The 13,656-nt window shown below is 43.6% G+C and carries 18 protein-coding genes, 1 pseudogene and 1 other annotated feature; of the genes and pseudogenes, 3 read left to right on the forward strand and 16 right to left on the reverse strand.

Translation table 11 applies throughout. The features are described 5' to 3' along the window. The first annotated feature begins 9 nt into the window (after positions 1-9). Together SC79_RS08210 and SC79_RS08215 are read left to right on the forward strand one after the other, a co-directional pair. Positions 10-1,197, forward strand: coding sequence for an IscS subfamily cysteine desulfurase (locus SC79_RS08210; protein ID WP_039074642.1), 1,188 nt, complete (start codon positions 10-12; stop codon positions 1,195-1,197). Then, entirely contained in the window at positions 1,157-1,699 is a 543-nt protein-coding gene (locus tag SC79_RS08215) for a transcription repressor NadR (protein WP_039074643.1), read from the forward strand. The genes SC79_RS08210 and SC79_RS08215 overlap by 41 nt, the downstream gene beginning before the upstream one ends. Positions 1,700-1,725: 26 nt before the next feature. Here the strand turns inward: SC79_RS08215 and pheA are convergent, their stop codons facing one another. Genes pheA through SC79_RS08235 form a run of 4 tightly spaced genes read right to left on the reverse strand, consistent with a single transcriptional unit; the run spans position 1,726 to position 4,992 of the window. Then, entirely contained in the window at positions 1,726-2,577 is an 852-nt protein-coding gene (pheA, locus tag SC79_RS08220; RefSeq protein ID WP_039074644.1) for a prephenate dehydratase, read from the reverse strand. A 16-nt stretch (positions 2,578-2,593) separates the two neighbouring features. Further along, positions 2,594-3,037, reverse strand: coding sequence for a transcriptional regulator ThrR (gene thrR, locus SC79_RS08225; RefSeq protein WP_003222630.1), 444 nt, complete (start codon positions 3,035-3,037; stop codon positions 2,594-2,596). 56 nt (positions 3,038-3,093) lie between these two features. Beyond that, positions 3,094-4,380 carry a GTPase ObgE gene (gene obgE, locus SC79_RS08230; protein WP_039074645.1) on the reverse strand — a complete coding sequence of 429 codons (1,287 nt, stop codon included), beginning with the start codon at positions 4,378-4,380 and terminating at the stop codon, positions 3,094-3,096. Between the two features lie 33 nt (positions 4,381-4,413). After that, positions 4,414-4,992 carry a sporulation initiation phosphotransferase B gene (locus SC79_RS08235; RefSeq protein WP_039074646.1) on the reverse strand — a complete coding sequence of 193 codons (579 nt, stop codon included), beginning with the start codon at positions 4,990-4,992 and terminating at the stop codon, positions 4,414-4,416. Between the two features lie 77 nt (positions 4,993-5,069). On the opposite strand from SC79_RS08235, the pseudogene SC79_RS20945 reads away from it, so the two are divergent. Further along, a pseudogene (locus SC79_RS20945) lies at positions 5,070-5,193 on the forward strand (hypothetical protein). Positions 5,194-5,314: 121 nt separating this feature from the next. Here the strand turns inward: SC79_RS20945 and rpmA are convergent. From rpmA to SC79_RS08295, 12 genes are all read right to left on the reverse strand, one after another. After that, the gene (rpmA, locus tag SC79_RS08240; RefSeq protein ID WP_003152662.1) at positions 5,315-5,599 is read right to left on the reverse strand and encodes a 50S ribosomal protein L27; all 285 of its coding nucleotides are present in this window, start codon (positions 5,597-5,599) and stop codon (positions 5,315-5,317) included. Between the two features lie 12 nt (positions 5,600-5,611). Next, complete coding sequence (locus SC79_RS08245) at positions 5,612-5,950, reverse strand: ribosomal-processing cysteine protease Prp (protein ID WP_003229669.1); 339 nt, start codon at positions 5,948-5,950, stop codon at positions 5,612-5,614. A 2-nt stretch (positions 5,951-5,952) separates the two neighbouring features. Beyond that, positions 5,953-6,261: a 50S ribosomal protein L21 gene (gene rplU / locus SC79_RS08250; protein ID WP_010330275.1), complete on the reverse strand. Its 309-nt coding sequence runs from the start codon at positions 6,259-6,261 to the stop codon at positions 5,953-5,955. Between the two features lie 13 nt (positions 6,262-6,274). Beyond that, positions 6,275-6,349: a sequence feature (ribosomal protein L21 leader region), on the reverse strand. Positions 6,350-6,406: 57 nt separating this feature from the next. Then, positions 6,407-7,273, reverse strand: a complete 867-nt coding sequence (gene spoIVFB, locus SC79_RS08255; RefSeq protein WP_039074647.1) for a stage IV sporulation intramembrane metalloprotease SpoIVFB — start codon at positions 7,271-7,273, stop codon at positions 6,407-6,409. Then, positions 7,266-8,060, reverse strand: a complete 795-nt coding sequence (locus SC79_RS08260) for a M23 family metallopeptidase (RefSeq protein WP_039074648.1) — start codon at positions 8,058-8,060, stop codon at positions 7,266-7,268. The genes spoIVFB and SC79_RS08260 overlap by 8 nt, the downstream gene beginning before the upstream one ends. Positions 8,061-8,200: 140 nt before the next feature. Continuing rightward, on the reverse strand, positions 8,201-9,007 hold the full coding sequence (gene minD, locus SC79_RS08265; RefSeq protein ID WP_039074649.1) for a septum site-determining protein MinD: 807 nt from the start codon (positions 9,005-9,007) through the stop codon (positions 8,201-8,203). 1 nt (position 9,008) lies between these two features. Continuing rightward, a complete protein-coding gene (gene minC, locus SC79_RS08270) occupies positions 9,009-9,689 on the reverse strand; it encodes a septum site-determining protein MinC (RefSeq protein ID WP_039074650.1) in 681 nt (226 codons plus the stop codon). 51 nt (positions 9,690-9,740) lie between these two features. After that, positions 9,741-10,259: a rod shape-determining protein MreD gene (mreD, locus tag SC79_RS08275; RefSeq protein ID WP_010330271.1), complete on the reverse strand. Its 519-nt coding sequence runs from the start codon at positions 10,257-10,259 to the stop codon at positions 9,741-9,743. After that, positions 10,256-11,128, reverse strand: coding sequence for a rod shape-determining protein MreC (gene mreC / locus SC79_RS08280; RefSeq protein WP_039074651.1), 873 nt, complete (start codon positions 11,126-11,128; stop codon positions 10,256-10,258). Before mreC ends, mreD begins: the two co-directional genes overlap by 4 nt. Before the next feature lie 30 nt (positions 11,129-11,158). Further along, on the reverse strand, positions 11,159-12,172 hold the full coding sequence (gene mreB / locus SC79_RS08285) for a cell shape-determining protein MreB (RefSeq protein ID WP_039074652.1): 1,014 nt from the start codon (positions 12,170-12,172) through the stop codon (positions 11,159-11,161). A gap of 90 nt (positions 12,173-12,262) precedes the next feature. Continuing rightward, positions 12,263-12,958, reverse strand: a complete 696-nt coding sequence (gene radC / locus SC79_RS08290; RefSeq protein WP_039074653.1) for a RadC family protein — start codon at positions 12,956-12,958, stop codon at positions 12,263-12,265. Between the two features lie 36 nt (positions 12,959-12,994). Next, the gene (locus SC79_RS08295; protein WP_039074654.1) at positions 12,995-13,564 is read right to left on the reverse strand and encodes a Maf family nucleotide pyrophosphatase; all 570 of its coding nucleotides are present in this window, start codon (positions 13,562-13,564) and stop codon (positions 12,995-12,997) included. Between the last annotated feature and the right edge of the window lie 92 nt (positions 13,565-13,656).

Here is a 13,656-nt window from a genome sequence, read left to right on the forward strand (position 1 = left end):
TAAGACCGGATGATTTATTTAGATTATGCAGCAACAACGCCTATTTGTGAGGAAGCCCTTCACGTCTATCAGAAGCTCAGTATGGATATTTACGGCAATGCCAGCAGCCTGCATGACGCAGGTGGAAAAGCAAAATACATATTGGAGTACTGCCGCGAAAAAATCGCTGACATCATTGGCGGAGAAGCAAGCGGCATCTATTTTACAAGCGGCGGCACTGAGTCCAATTTTCTGGCCATTCACTCATTGCTCAACGGACTGCCAAAATCCAAAAGACATTTCATTACGACTGCCATGGAACATCAGTCCATTCACAATTGTGCCGGATTTCTGGAACAGCATGGATTCGATGTAACCATCATTGAACCGAATGAATTCGGGCTTATTACCGAGGAAATATTAGCAGCCCATATCCGCCCGGAAACAGGTCTGGTATCTATTCAGCATGCCAACTCTGAAACCGGGATTATTCAGCCCATTCAGCGTCTGTCTTCCTTTCTGCACAAAAGGGATATTCTTCTCCATTGCGACGCTGTGCAAACGTTTGGAAAAATCCCAATTTATACAGGCCAACTAGGGGTGGATGCACTCTCAATGTCCAGCCATAAAGTCCACGGGCCTAAAGGAGTAGGTGCGGTCTACATTCGGCCAGATGTGCCTTGGAAACCCGTCTATCCTCTTACCACGCACGAACAAGGATTCAGGGCTGGCACGGTGAATGTTCCCGGGATCGGAGCCTTCACTGCCGCTGCGGAGTTAATTGTGAGTGAAATGGATAAACAGTTATCCCGCAATAAGACATTAAGAACATACTTTTTAGACCAAATCAGCATTCGGTCTCTCCCTGTAATCCTTGCGGCTGACACTTCACAAACGGAATGTCTTCCCCATATTGTCGGGTGTTTATTTCGCTCATTTGAAGGACAATATGTTATGTTAGAATGTAATCGGAATAATATTTGCATTTCAACGGGCAGCGCTTGTTCTGCCGGTTATCACGGACCATCTGAAGCAATGAAAGCATTAAGAAAAACAGAACAAGAAGCCCTGCAATTTATCCGCATCTCTTTTGGAAGGCATACAACGGCTGAACAACTGGATCAGTTGTTACATACGTTTACATTGCTTTGGGAACAAAAGAAAGGAGAATTTGATATTGACCGAAGAATTAAAACTCATGGGTGCAAACAGGCGTGACCAGCTTCTTCTGTGGCTGAAAGAATCCACATCACCGCTAACAGGAGGAGAACTCGCCAAAAAAGCGAATGTTTCAAGACAGGTAATTGTTCAGGATATATCGCTCTTGAAAGCGAAAAATGAACCGATTATCGCGACAAGCCAAGGATATGTGTATATGGATGCATCTGCTCAGCAGCACCAGCAGACAGAAAGAATTATCGCTTGTCTGCACGGCCCGGAACGGACAGAAGAGGAACTGCAGATCATCGTGGACGAAGGTGTTACCGTAAAAGACGTAAAAATTGAACATCCCGTCTACGGAGATTTAACGGCAGCCATCCAAGTAGGGACCCGGAAAGAAGTAAGCCATTTCATCAAAAAAATCAATTCTACGAAAGCAGCCTATTTATCACAGCTGACTAATGGCGTGCATCTTCATACACTGACAGCACCCGATGAATACCGCATCGATCAAGCCTGCCAAGCACTTGAGGAAGCCGGCATTTTAATTAAAGACTAAAAAAAGCCCTTTATTGGGCTTTTTTATCATTGGTAAGACTGATATGCACCAAGAAGCTTCACGTTGCAGCCAAGCGCTTCGAGCTCTTGCATGGCACCTGGAATCAATACATCATCAAACGCTTTTTCTATATCAATAATAAAGAAATAATGGCCTAATCCGGTTTTTGTTGGACGCGACTCAATTTTTGACAAATTTAAGTTTCTCCAAGAAAAAGCAGACAGCACTCTATAGAGCGCCCCGGACTCATCCTCCGGAAGCATGACCATGAGGGTCGTTTTAGGCCTTGAACTCAGTTTTGAATTCACTTCAAATGATATGTTCGCATCAGGAGACAGGATAACAAATCTCGTATGGTTATCCCTGTAATCCTGTATATCTCGTTTGACAATTTTTAATTCGTATGTAGAAGCTGCCATGTCATTGGCAATGACCCCGATATTCAGCTCAGGATGATCACTGACAAACTTTGCTGCCGCTCCGGTTGAATTGGCATATTCATACGGAATGGAAGGTAATTGAGAATGGAGAAATTTATGGCATTGCCCAATCGCGTGTGAGTGCGAATAAATTTTGTCGAGCTCTTTCCATGCATCCTCTCTTGAAGGGTGGACGAGCAAGTGCTGATGAATTGGCAACGTCATTTCCCCTACGATTGGCAAGGGCTTTTCATGTATTAAATAGTCTATCGTTACATTTACCGATCCTTCTAATGCATTCTCTAAAGGAACAAAAGCAAAATCAACTTCACCTGCAACTGCCGCATCGATACACTCAGGTATTGTGCGGTAAGCAACGTGTTCGGCGCCGTTTTGAAAACAAGAACTGACTGCTAGATGTGTGAATGTTGCTGCTGGACCTAAATAACCGACTTTCATGACGATATTCTCTCCCTTATGCACCTGAACCTAATATTTCAACCTTTTCTACAAAATCGAACTTTCTGAGTTTATTCATTAACGTATGAATGTCCTCTTCCATTGCAGATGTACTGATAGACAGTGTCACATTCGCCCTGCCTTGAAGCGGTATGGTCTGGTGGATGGAAAGAACGTTGCTTCCAGAATCGGCTACCGCCTGCAGGAGCTGAGATAACGCGCCCGACCTATCCTCTAAATGAAAGAAAAGTGTGATAATTTGCTCTTTAACCATCGTATAAAATGGAAAAACAGCATCTCTGTATTTATAAAACGCACTTCTGCTTAAATCCACCTTCTGAACGGCATCTGCCACTGAATCTGCTTTTTTTCGATCAAGCAGCTTTTTGACTTCCAATGTCTTTCTCATCGCATCGGGCAATACATCTTCACGGACAAGATAAAATGTCTCCTCTTTCATTTGCACCCCCCCTTTAAAATAGAGAGCCTGACATCCAGGCTCTCCTCTCAGTCACATTAATCAATAAATTCAAACTCGAATTCCAGAAGCCTAATGATATCTCCATCCTTGGCTCCGCGTTCTCTGAGCGCTTCATCGACACCCATTCCTCGCATCTGTCTAGCAAACCGTTTAACCGATTCATCACGGGAGAAATCAGTCATCTTGAATAACCGCTCAAGACTGTCTCCAGAAAGCACATAGACACCGTCTGGATCGCGTGTAATGTTAAATGGCACTTCTTCATTCTCCATTGTGTACATGACACGGTTTTGTGTAAGCTCTTCCTCGTCGTACAGCGGGAATTCAGGCGTGTTCTCCAGCTGATTGGCGACTTCAAACAGAAGCTCACGAAGGCCTTCTCTTGTCACCGCACTGATCGGGAATACCGGGTAATCATCCGTAAGCTTATCTTTAAAAGCTTCCAGATTTTCCGCAGCCTGCGGCATGTCCATTTTATTCGCAACGATAATTTGCGGACGCTCAGTGAGACGCAGATTGTATTCGCTCAGTTCTTGGTTAATCGTGACGTAATCCTCATACGGATCGCGGCCTTCCAAACCGGACATGTCAATAACGTGAACAATCACCCGCGTCCGTTCAATATGGCGCAAAAATTGGTGGCCAAGTCCGACACCTTGATGTGCGCCTTCAATCAGTCCAGGCAAATCAGCCATAACAAAGCTGCGTCCGTCATCTGTTTCAACCATGCCGAGATTCGGGACAAGCGTTGTGAAGTGATAGTCGGCAATTTTCGGTTTTGCGGATGAGACAACAGACAGCAAAGTCGATTTACCCACACTCGGGAACCCAACAAGTCCGACATCCGCAAGCACTTTTAATTCAAGAACAACATAACGTTCTTTTCCCGGCTCGCCGTTTTCTGAAAGCTGAGGCGCGGGATTAGCCGGTGTGGCAAAGCGGGAATTCCCTCTTCCGCCTCTCCCACCCCTTGCGATAACAGCCTGTTGGCCGTGTTCTGTTAAATCAGCAATGACCTGCTTTGTATCATCATCTGTCACAACGGTGCCTGGTGGAACTTTAATGACCATATCATCAGCATTTCGGCCGTGCTGGTTTTTGGACATGCCATGCTCGCCGCGAATTGCTTTAAAGTGTTTTTTATATCTAAAATCCATCAGGGTGCGGAGACCTTCATCCACTTCAAAAACGACGTCTCCTCCATTTCCTCCGTCACCGCCGGCAGGACCGCCTTTCGGCACATATTTTTCCCGGCGAAACGCAACCATTCCGTTGCCGCCGTCGCCGCCTTTTACATAAACTTTGACCTGATCTACAAACATAATGTCCTCCGTTCTAAACCATTAAAAACTCCGCTAGTCCAACCCAATTTCAATCAAGCATTCATGACCTGTGATCTCAAAACGCATGATATCAATACCCTCAAAGCAATTTTGCCGAATCTCATCAAAAGCAGCTGGATCGGCAAAGGCGCCATGAAAATCAAGATACATAATCAGCTGTCTGTCAGGATGATCCGTTTGAAGCGAAACCGTTACATGATTCTCGCTCTCTCTGCTGACAGCTTGATCAAACAGAGAAAACAGCTTTCTCACGAGCTTCGTCAGCTTTTGATCATAAGCCGATAAATCCTTAATTTCTCCAAGGACTTCATATTCAAGCGTCATATAATGGGTTTTCCAATTAAACGTCAGAAAATCAAACGCCAATTGCGGTGTTTTCAGGTTTGAGAGCTTTGATTCGTGCTTTGCGTCTATAACCATTTCTTCAATCATTTCAAAAACGCGGTCATACTTCTGCAAGCTTAAGTTTCCTTTAATGAGCTGCAGCTTATTCATCCAATCATGCCGAGAATGGGCAAGCAGATGAATCAGTTCGTTTGTTAATGCCGTATCGCTTATATTTTCTTCTTGTTTTTTTGAAACATCCTTCATTTTCGCACTCCCAATCATTTAATTTCTTATTTAGGAGTCTGTATAAGTGTGTATTATGAATTATAACAGAGAAGGCTTTGTTAGAAAAACAATTGTTTTTCCCAGAAATATCATGTTCCTTTTTTTCTGGCTATGGTTGATTTGCAGCCAGGCAGAACATTTTATGTATTACTGCTTGGGGAACATATCCAGTGGGTTTGAGACATATATTCTCATTCTTGGCGGGGTCTGCTCGCACATACTCTGCATTTCATTCTTGATGTTTACTCCGCATTATTGCAAAAAAAACTCCAGTCATCATCGACCGGAGTTTTTTGAATCATTATTGAGCTACAGGATATACGCTCACTTTTTTGCGGTCACGTCCGAAACGTTCGAATTTAACAGTTCCGTCGATTTTCGCGAAAAGAGTGTCATCTCCGCCGCGGCCCACGTTTTCACCTGGGTAAATTTTTGTTCCGCGTTGACGGTAAAGGATAGAACCGCCTGTTACGAATTGACCGTCAGCACGTTTAGCACCTAAACGTTTAGACTCAGAGTCACGTCCGTTCTTTGTAGAACCTACTCCTTTTTTAGAAGCGAAAAACTGAAGATCTAATCTAAGCATGTAGCTCACCTCCTATATTATGTTTGTGGTCACACGCAAGTTATCTTTGTAATCTCGTTCGATTGTCTCCAGCGAAACAATCATGCCTTCAATCAGCAGCTGAGCTTTTTGGCGTGCCTCCGGATCAAGAGATTCAGGGAATTCAAAGTAAAAATAACCCCCGTCCTCCCCTATATCAAGAAGCGGCTCGAAGCCCGCGAGCACAATGACTGCGTTAACAGCTCCAAACACAACGGCTGTCACTCCGGCACAAACAAGATCTTGTCCATGTTCAGCAAAATTGGCATGGCCTGTCATTTCAAAAGACAATATGCCTTTGTCATGAGACCTTCTGATTGTTGCCTGAATCATGCTTACGCGTTGATTTTTTCGATCGTCAATTTAGTGTAAGGCTGACGATGACCTTGTTTTTTATGAACGTTTTTCTTTGCTTTGTATCTGAAAACAGTGATTTTTTTCGCACGGCCTTGTTTTTCAACTTTAGCCGTTACTGTTGCGCCTTCAACTGTAGGGTTGCCGACTTTCACGTTGTCTCCGCCAACAAACAAAACGTCTTCAAAAGTAACTGTTTCACCTGCTTCAGCAGCAAGTTTTTCGATGTAAACAGTTTGGCCTTCTTCAACTTTGATTTGTTTACCGCCTGTTTTAATGATTGCGTACATTCTCTGCACCTCCTATTAGACTAAGACTCGCCAGACACCAGGGGGCTTTAAAGCTCTTAACACCTGTACTGAGCGGTTGTAGCAATGGTGCTACATCCATAACATTAAAAAATATACCAAAATACAAGACGTTTGTCAATCCATTTTAGTAAGGCAGCAGCAGTTCCTCCATAGAGGAATTCGTCCGCTTATCAGCAAAGTAAGCATGCAAGACTTCATTCTCGTCAAGCTGGCTCAGTTTCTGCCCTGATTTCTCTATAATAATCGGGTGTTTGCATCCGCGCTTGAACTCGGCCATCACATGATAGACTTTGTCCTCTGCCTTTACAGTAAGCGGCAGCAGTTTTTCAAGCTCACGATTTTTTCCGTAATACCGTTCAAGGAGAAATCTCACATGGATATAATGCCTTTGCCTGTATTCCTCAAACAAAGAAACAGCCAGAAAGACAAACAAAACCCATGCGCTGATTTGCAGAGGAACCAAAAATAAAACCCAACACCCCAGCAACAGGCAGAAGCAGAGCGATGTTTTTAAATGAAGCCGGTGGGCTCTTTGAAAAGGAAGCTGCTTGGAAAACAACAGAAATAACAATTTTCCGCCATCAAGCGGCCAGATCGGCAGCAAATTCACAAATAAAATAGAAAGATTATAAAAGGTGAAGAGTTCAAAGGTATGCTGATGAATCACTGAGAATTCTGCAAGTGTCCAGGCAGCAAGCTGAAGCCAGATATGCTGAAGAGGGCCGGCAATAATGACCGCAAACTCCTCCTTTAACGGCCGATTCCCGTGCTCTTCCACTTCCACCGTTCCGCCAAACGGCAGCAAAAAGACACGTTTGATTCTCCAAGAAAAAAACACGGCCAGAGCAGCATGCCCCAGCTCATGGACCAGTACAATCAGAAGTAGACATAGCAATGCTTTCATATGGCCTGTGACTAAGCCTAGCGCAGCGATAATCCACAAAAAAGGGTGCACATGAATCTTCAAGATAAGGTCAATCCATTTATTCAAATGATATCACCTGTATCGGATCAATAAATTTATCGCCGTCTTTCATAGCAAAATAATAGACCCCTTTATGATGGTCATCCAATTTAATTGAGCCGAGTTTTTTGCCTTTATCTACAAAGTCATATAACGCAACATCGACATCTTTCAGTTTGCCATAAATACTGTAGGTGTTGTCCGCATGCTGCACCTTAATCGTCAGTCCCGTCTGGCTGTCTTTGCTGACTTCAACTACATAGCCTTCTTTTATGCTATCAATTGTATCACTGCTTGTTTCGACTTTAATCCCTTCCCCATTGTCCTGAAAATCCTGCTGCACTTTCCCGGATGCAGGCGCAACGAGATCTTGGCTCACTTCGACCTGCCGATCCTTATTTTTATGTTCAGGAGCCAGAAAAGCAAGAGGATTGCCAAATTTCGTTTCAAACCAATGGCTTGCTGAGGCAAATTGAAATTCAGTTTCGAAGGTTTTGGCAACAGCGGGTTTAATCTGGCTGACAGGCCCAATGTTTGTTTTATAGGCTATGGCGGAAACGAGAACAAGGCAAGCCGATAGAAGACATTTCAAGATTATTGAATCTGTTTTCACCAGAGGGTGTTTTCCGTTGAATGTTGAGATGCTATCTTCATAGACCGGAAGATTTCCATGCTTTTCCTCATCGGTTACCTTCACCCAGGACGGGGGGGGCTGCTTTTCAGAAACTGTCTGAGTAGAGGAACGTTTTGAGCCGGTAAGCTGTTTTCTTCTTTTCTCTAACCGTTTTCTGATTTCATCTGCTCTGTGACTCATTGCCATCATCCTTTGCATTCGTAGGGTTTGTACATCATATGTCTTGTCCATGGCAAATATTCGTTTTACTCAAGCACAAAGCAGACAATAAAAAAATCTGACACAGCATTTGCTTTGTCAGATTCTTCTCTTTGATTCTATTATGATCTTACTCCGAAAAATGACTTAATCTTAGCCATCATTCCTTTGTTTTGCTCTTCAAGCATCTGCAAAGGAACCGATTCACCTAAAATGCGGCGGGCAATGTTGCGATAGGCAATGGAAGCGCGGTTTTTCGGGTCCATTGCAATCGGTTCGCCGTGATTGGACGCTTTAATGACTTCATCATCATCGGCCACGATTCCGAGCAAATCGATCGACAAATGCTGTACGATTTCATCGATATCCATCGAGTCACCGTTTCTCATCAGGTGATTTCTGATTCTGTTGACAACGAGACGCGGCGGTTCAATGTTTTCCTCTTGCTCAAGCAGCCCTATAATACGGTCAGCATCACGAACAGCTGAGATTTCAGGCGTTGTGACCACAATGGCTTTGTCAGCTCCCGAAACGGCATTTTTATATCCTTGTTCAATTCCGGCAGGACAGTCTATGATGACATAATCAAATTCCTGTTTGAGCTGTTGGACCATATTTTTGATTTGTTCAGGAGCAACAGCTGTCTTATCGCTCGTTTGAGCAGCGGGCATCAAATAGAGCAGATCATCGAAACGTTTGTCTTTTACGAGCGCCTGATGCATTTTGCATCTTTCCTCTACAACGTCAACGAGATCATAAATAATTCTATTTTCAAGACCCATTACAACATCTAGGTTACGCAGCCCTATATCAGTGTCTACTAAGCATACACGCTTCCCTATAATGGCTAAGGCGGTACCGAGGTTCGCAGATGTTGTCGTTTTACCTACTCCGCCTTTTCCCGAAGTTATTACGATAGCCTCACCCAATTCACATTCCTCCCTCAAGCCTTGTTAGATCAGGTCTTAAATGAGCCAAATGTTGAAGGCGTTCAATGACCATATTTCCGTCTGTATCTAAGTAAGCACATTCCATTTCGTTCCCTTTTTGAATGTGGTCTGGGGAGCGATTTAACACGTGATTGATTCTTAATTGTGTCGGCAGCATTTCAGAGGCGGCGATGACCGCTTGATTATTCCCGTTACATCCGGCGTGCGCGACTCCTTTCAGGGAGCCCAGAATGAAAATGTTCCCTCCGGCCCTGACTGTTCCGCCTGGATTCACATCCCCGATCAGGAGCAAATCTCCTTTTACCTGCAGCACTTGGCCTGACCGGACAATTTTTGAAACGGAAACAATTTCAGCTTCCTCTTTCATACGCTGTGCTTCTTTTTTAGTCATGACTTCACTGTCAATAGAATGAACAAACAAATCCTTCTTTGACGCGATCAACTCGGTCAGCTGTCCCTCTTGCTCTTTATATAAAAAGCGATTTCCAAGCTTCACATGGACGCTGATTTTCTGGCCTTTACCATCCGTATATTGTTCAATTGACAGCATATTCTGAAGACCATCGAGAAGCTCATCAAAAGAACACGCATCATCCAGATGCAATGTTAACCCATTCTTTGTTCCTTTTATTGTTACATATTGCTGCTTTTTGGTCTTCACAATATCACCTCAACAACATACTCATTTCGTCAAAAAAAGATAAAATCCTTTTTACTCATCTCTCAATTCTTTCTTTAGACTGATAAAAAATAATCTAAATGGCAGAACCAGAATAAGAGCGGCTGCAATATTTAATAAAACTGTCGGTATAAACCGGTCAAGCACAAATCCGTTAAACGTCATGATGTCTTTATGAATCAAAGACTGAATGCCAAATACGTAAAATTCAAGCACGCAGACAGCGAGAACAGCTATTAATATTACCACAAAAGCGTTTGTATGCAGCACTTTAAACGCTTTTGAAGCCAAATAGCATAATCCGGCAAACCCAAACATATAAACGCCTAATAGACTTGTATAGTTCATGTCATATAAAAGCCCGAAAATAAATCCGTAAATCATCGCGTGTTTTTGGTTGATGAAAGCCGACATAAATATCAATACCAGCATCAGAAAACGCGGGACAAGCACCTGATCATCTGTAACGAAAGGGAAATGCACCAGATCTGTAAAAATGCTTTCCGCAGAAAAAACAAGCATCATAACGAAAGGGAGAAGGAAACGTTTCACGATCCTTCCTCCTCTGTATCGACTGTCGGCACATCACGGTTAACAACGATCACATTATTTAAATCGGAAAGGTCAGCCGCAGGTTTTACATAAGCAACTTTCGTTAATCCATAGGAATCTGACTCAACCTCCGTCACTTCACCGATTGTCAGCCCTTCTGGGAAAACCCCGCCTGTTCCTGATGTTTCAATAAGATCGCCTTTTTTCACGTCTTGTTTATCTTTTCGCTCGATAATTGACATCTTAAGCCGTTTTTTGTCTCTGTCATAGCCTTCGATCAATCCGTAGCCTTTGCTCCCTTTTTTTCCAGAAATTTTTGTCGCGACTCTGTTATTGCGGTCAGTATCGCTTAAAAGCTGAACAGTAGACGTAAAATTGTTAAGTCCGGAGCCTTTAATCTTGCCGATTAATGCGCCTTTTTCATTTGTAACAGCCATATCTTTCGCTACATTTTGCTGAGTTCCTTTATTAATTTTGACCTGTTTCGCCCAATGATCTGGGCTTCTGGCAATGACCGTCGCTAAAATCGGCTTGTAATCTTTAATCGAACTGACATGACCAAGCTCGTCACGCAAGGATTTGTTTTCTTCTTCAAGTTCTTGAAGCTTTGCTTCATATTGGGTCTGTCCGTCAAGCTTCTCTCTCAAACGCTCGTTTTCTTTGTATGTGTTTTTTAAATCATTCATGTTCTCAAATATCCCTGCAAAAAACTCGGCAGGCGTATGAAAAATATTTTGAAATACTCCCGTCGTATCGCCGATCACTTTCTCAGGCCAGGTGGTATTGCGGCCGCCCTTCAGCGAAAATCCAATCATAGCCACCAATATGATAATACACAGAAGTAATAGCATTAACCGTTTATTCGGCATCGTGTTACACCTCTTCTATTGAACTCCCGATTATCTAGTTTTCCCTTTGAAAAGATGGATGTGCTCCAATGCTTTTCCTGTTCCGATCGCTACACAATCAAGCGGGTCTTCGGCGATAAGAACCGGCATTTTTGTTTCTTCGCTGATGACTTTGTCCAAATTGCGAAGAAGCGCTCCGCCTCCGGTTAACACAATACCTCTGTCCATAATATCTGCTGCAAGCTCAGGCGGTGTTTTTTCAAGCGTGCTCTTCACTGCTTCCACAATTGTAGATACAGTGTCGCGCAGAGCATTAGAAATTTCTTTTCCTGTAATTTCGATTGTTTTCGGCAGACCTGTCAGTAAATCACGTCCGCGGATTTCCATTTTATCGGATTCTTCAGGCGCTTCTGCAGATCCGATCTCCATTTTAATCGCTTCAGCCGTACGGTCACCGATCATCAAGTTGTACGTTTTTCTGATGTAGTTGATAATTGCTTCATCCATTTCGTCACCAGCTACGCGGATTGACTGTGACGTTACAATGCCTCCGAGGGAAATGATCGCAACTTCTGTCGTACCGCCCCCGATATCGACAACCATGCTTCCAGTCGGTTCCCATACAGGCAGATTGGCTCCGATTGCTGCGGCAAACGGCTCTTCAATCGGATAGGCGTCACGCGCTCCCGCTTGTCTTGTCGCATCGATGACAGCGCGTTCTTCAACAGCTGTAATGCCTGATGGTACACAAACCATCACATATGGTTTCCTGGCAAACATGCCTTTATTTTTAATGGCTTGATTGATGTAATATTTCATCATAGTAGCCGTTGTTTCATAATCAGCGATAACGCCGTCTTTCATCGGGCGAAGAGCCACAACGTTGCCCGGTGTCCGTCCGATCATATTTTTCGCATCATTTCCGACAGCAACAATCGACTTCGTATCCGTTTGCAAAGCGACGACTGACGGCTCTCTCACAACAATTCCTTTTCCTTTTACAAAAACAAGCGTATTCGCAGTTCCAAGATCTATACCAAGGTCTCTTGTACCAATTCCAAACATATGTATGTATCTTCCTTTCTTAAAGCAAAAATACCCTAAAGGGAAAAACTCATAAACTCTATTATAGCTTAATTCGACGAAAAAAAAGTGTTACAAATATCCTTTTTCCTTTAAACTCACAAATTTTTTGTCCCCGATCACCAAATGGTCAAGCAGCTCGATGCCAATCAGGTTTCCGCATTCAAACAGCCGCCTTGTCACTTCAATATCTTCCCTGCTCGGCGTCGGATCTCCAGAAGGATGATTATGTACACAGATAAAGGAAGCGGCAGATCGTTTAAACGCTTCTTTAAACACCTCACGCGGGTGGACAATAGATGAATTCAGGCTTCCGATAAAGACGGTGCGTTTATGGATGACTTGGTTTTTTGTATTTAAATATAAACAGACAAAATGCTCCTGGGTTAAAAAGCGCATATCCTCCATGACAAGATTTGCACCGTCTTCCGGGGAGCGAATGACGAAATGTTCTTCGTTGGCTAATTTATGAATACGGCTTCCAAGCTCAACTGCCGCCAGGATTTGAACCGCTTTTACCATACCGATTCCCCGGATGCTCGACAGCTCTTCAACAGATGCCTCTTTCAGCAGACGCAGTCCGTCAAAAGAGCGCAGAAGCCGGCTGGACAGATCCATAACAGACTCGTGTTTCGTGCCTGTCCGCAATAATATAGCCAAAAGTTCATGATTCGCTAAGTTCTCGGCTCCGACTTTCAGCAGCCGTTCTCTTGGCTTTTCTTTCGTAGGGAAATCTCTGAGTTTTAATGGCAGATCGTGTATGACCAAGCACTCCTTTTCTTTCCCTTCCCGTTTATAGAACCGTCATGCCTTCATATCAAAATGGCGAAGAGCTCTCATCGTTTTTGATATAGGGAGTCCCATGACTGAATAATAATCTCCGTCTATTTTCTTTACAAAAAGCGCGCCTCTTCCTTGGATGCCGTATGCACCTGCTTTATCCATGGGCTCTTTCGTTTCAATATAAGTCCAAACCTCTTCTTCACTGAGGGGCCAAAACGTAACTTCTGTCTTATCATAAAATGTCTCACTGTGATTTTCGGCTTGTATACTGACCGCGGTAATTACTGAATGGCTTCTGCCTGAAAGCCTCCGCAGCATAGAAGCAGCTTCTTCCCGCTCTTGCGGTTTGCCGAGACATTCGCCGTCCATGCATACCATTGTATCAGCGCCAATAACGATTGCGTGCGGATGGAGATCAGCCACAGCCTTAGCTTTTTGTTTTGCCAACCATTGGACGTTTTCTTCTGGTGAAAAGTTTCGATTTAATTTTTCCTCTACTTCACTGACAATAATGGAGTAGGGCAGCTGGAGAAGATCGAGGAGTTCTTTCCTGCGCGGAGATTGTGACGCAAGTATTAGCGGCTTTGTCATGTTCGTCATCCTTTCAGGGTTTGCTTAAGAAAAAAAGATACTTGTTTATCCTATCAAATCATGAGGCTTGTCACAATTTCTGAAAAATAACT

The sequence above is a fragment of the Bacillus sp. MSP13 genome, assembly GCF_000815295.1.
Taxonomy (GTDB): Bacteria; Bacillota; Bacilli; order Bacillales; family Bacillaceae; genus Bacillus; species Bacillus vallismortis.

Excerpts from the sequence above, each read along its gene's own strand:
- SC79_RS08210 (WP_039074642.1), top strand. The coding sequence starts at position 10 with ATGATTTATTTAGATTATGCAGCAACAACGCCTATTTGTGAGGAAGCC.
- pheA (WP_039074644.1), bottom strand. The coding sequence starts at position 2,577 with ATGAAAGTCGGTTATTTAGGTCCAGCAGCAACATTCACACATCTAGCA.
- thrR (WP_003222630.1), bottom strand. The coding sequence starts at position 3,037 with ATGAAAGAGGAGACATTTTATCTTGTCCGTGAAGATGTATTGCCCGAT.
- obgE (WP_039074645.1), bottom strand. The coding sequence starts at position 4,380 with ATGTTTGTAGATCAGGTCAAAGTTTATGTAAAAGGCGGCGACGGCGGC.
- SC79_RS08235 (WP_039074646.1), bottom strand. The coding sequence starts at position 4,992 with ATGAAGGATGTTTCAAAAAAACAAGAAGAAAATATAAGCGATACGGCA.
- rpmA (WP_003152662.1), bottom strand. The coding sequence starts at position 5,599 with ATGCTTAGATTAGATCTTCAGTTTTTCGCTTCTAAAAAAGGAGTAGGT.
- SC79_RS08245 (WP_003229669.1), bottom strand. The coding sequence starts at position 5,950 with ATGATTCAGGCAACAATCAGAAGGTCTCATGACAAAGGCATATTGTCT.
- rplU (WP_010330275.1), bottom strand. The coding sequence starts at position 6,261 with ATGTACGCAATCATTAAAACAGGCGGTAAACAAATCAAAGTTGAAGAA.
- SC79_RS08260 (WP_039074648.1), bottom strand. The coding sequence starts at position 8,060 with ATGAGTCACAGAGCAGATGAAATCAGAAAACGGTTAGAGAAAAGAAGA.
- mreC (WP_039074651.1), bottom strand. The coding sequence starts at position 11,128 with ATGCCGAATAAACGGTTAATGCTATTACTTCTGTGTATTATCATATTG.
- mreB (WP_039074652.1), bottom strand. The coding sequence starts at position 12,172 with ATGTTTGGAATTGGTACAAGAGACCTTGGTATAGATCTTGGAACTGCG.
- SC79_RS08295 (WP_039074654.1), bottom strand. The coding sequence starts at position 13,564 with ATGACAAAGCCGCTAATACTTGCGTCACAATCTCCGCGCAGGAAAGAA.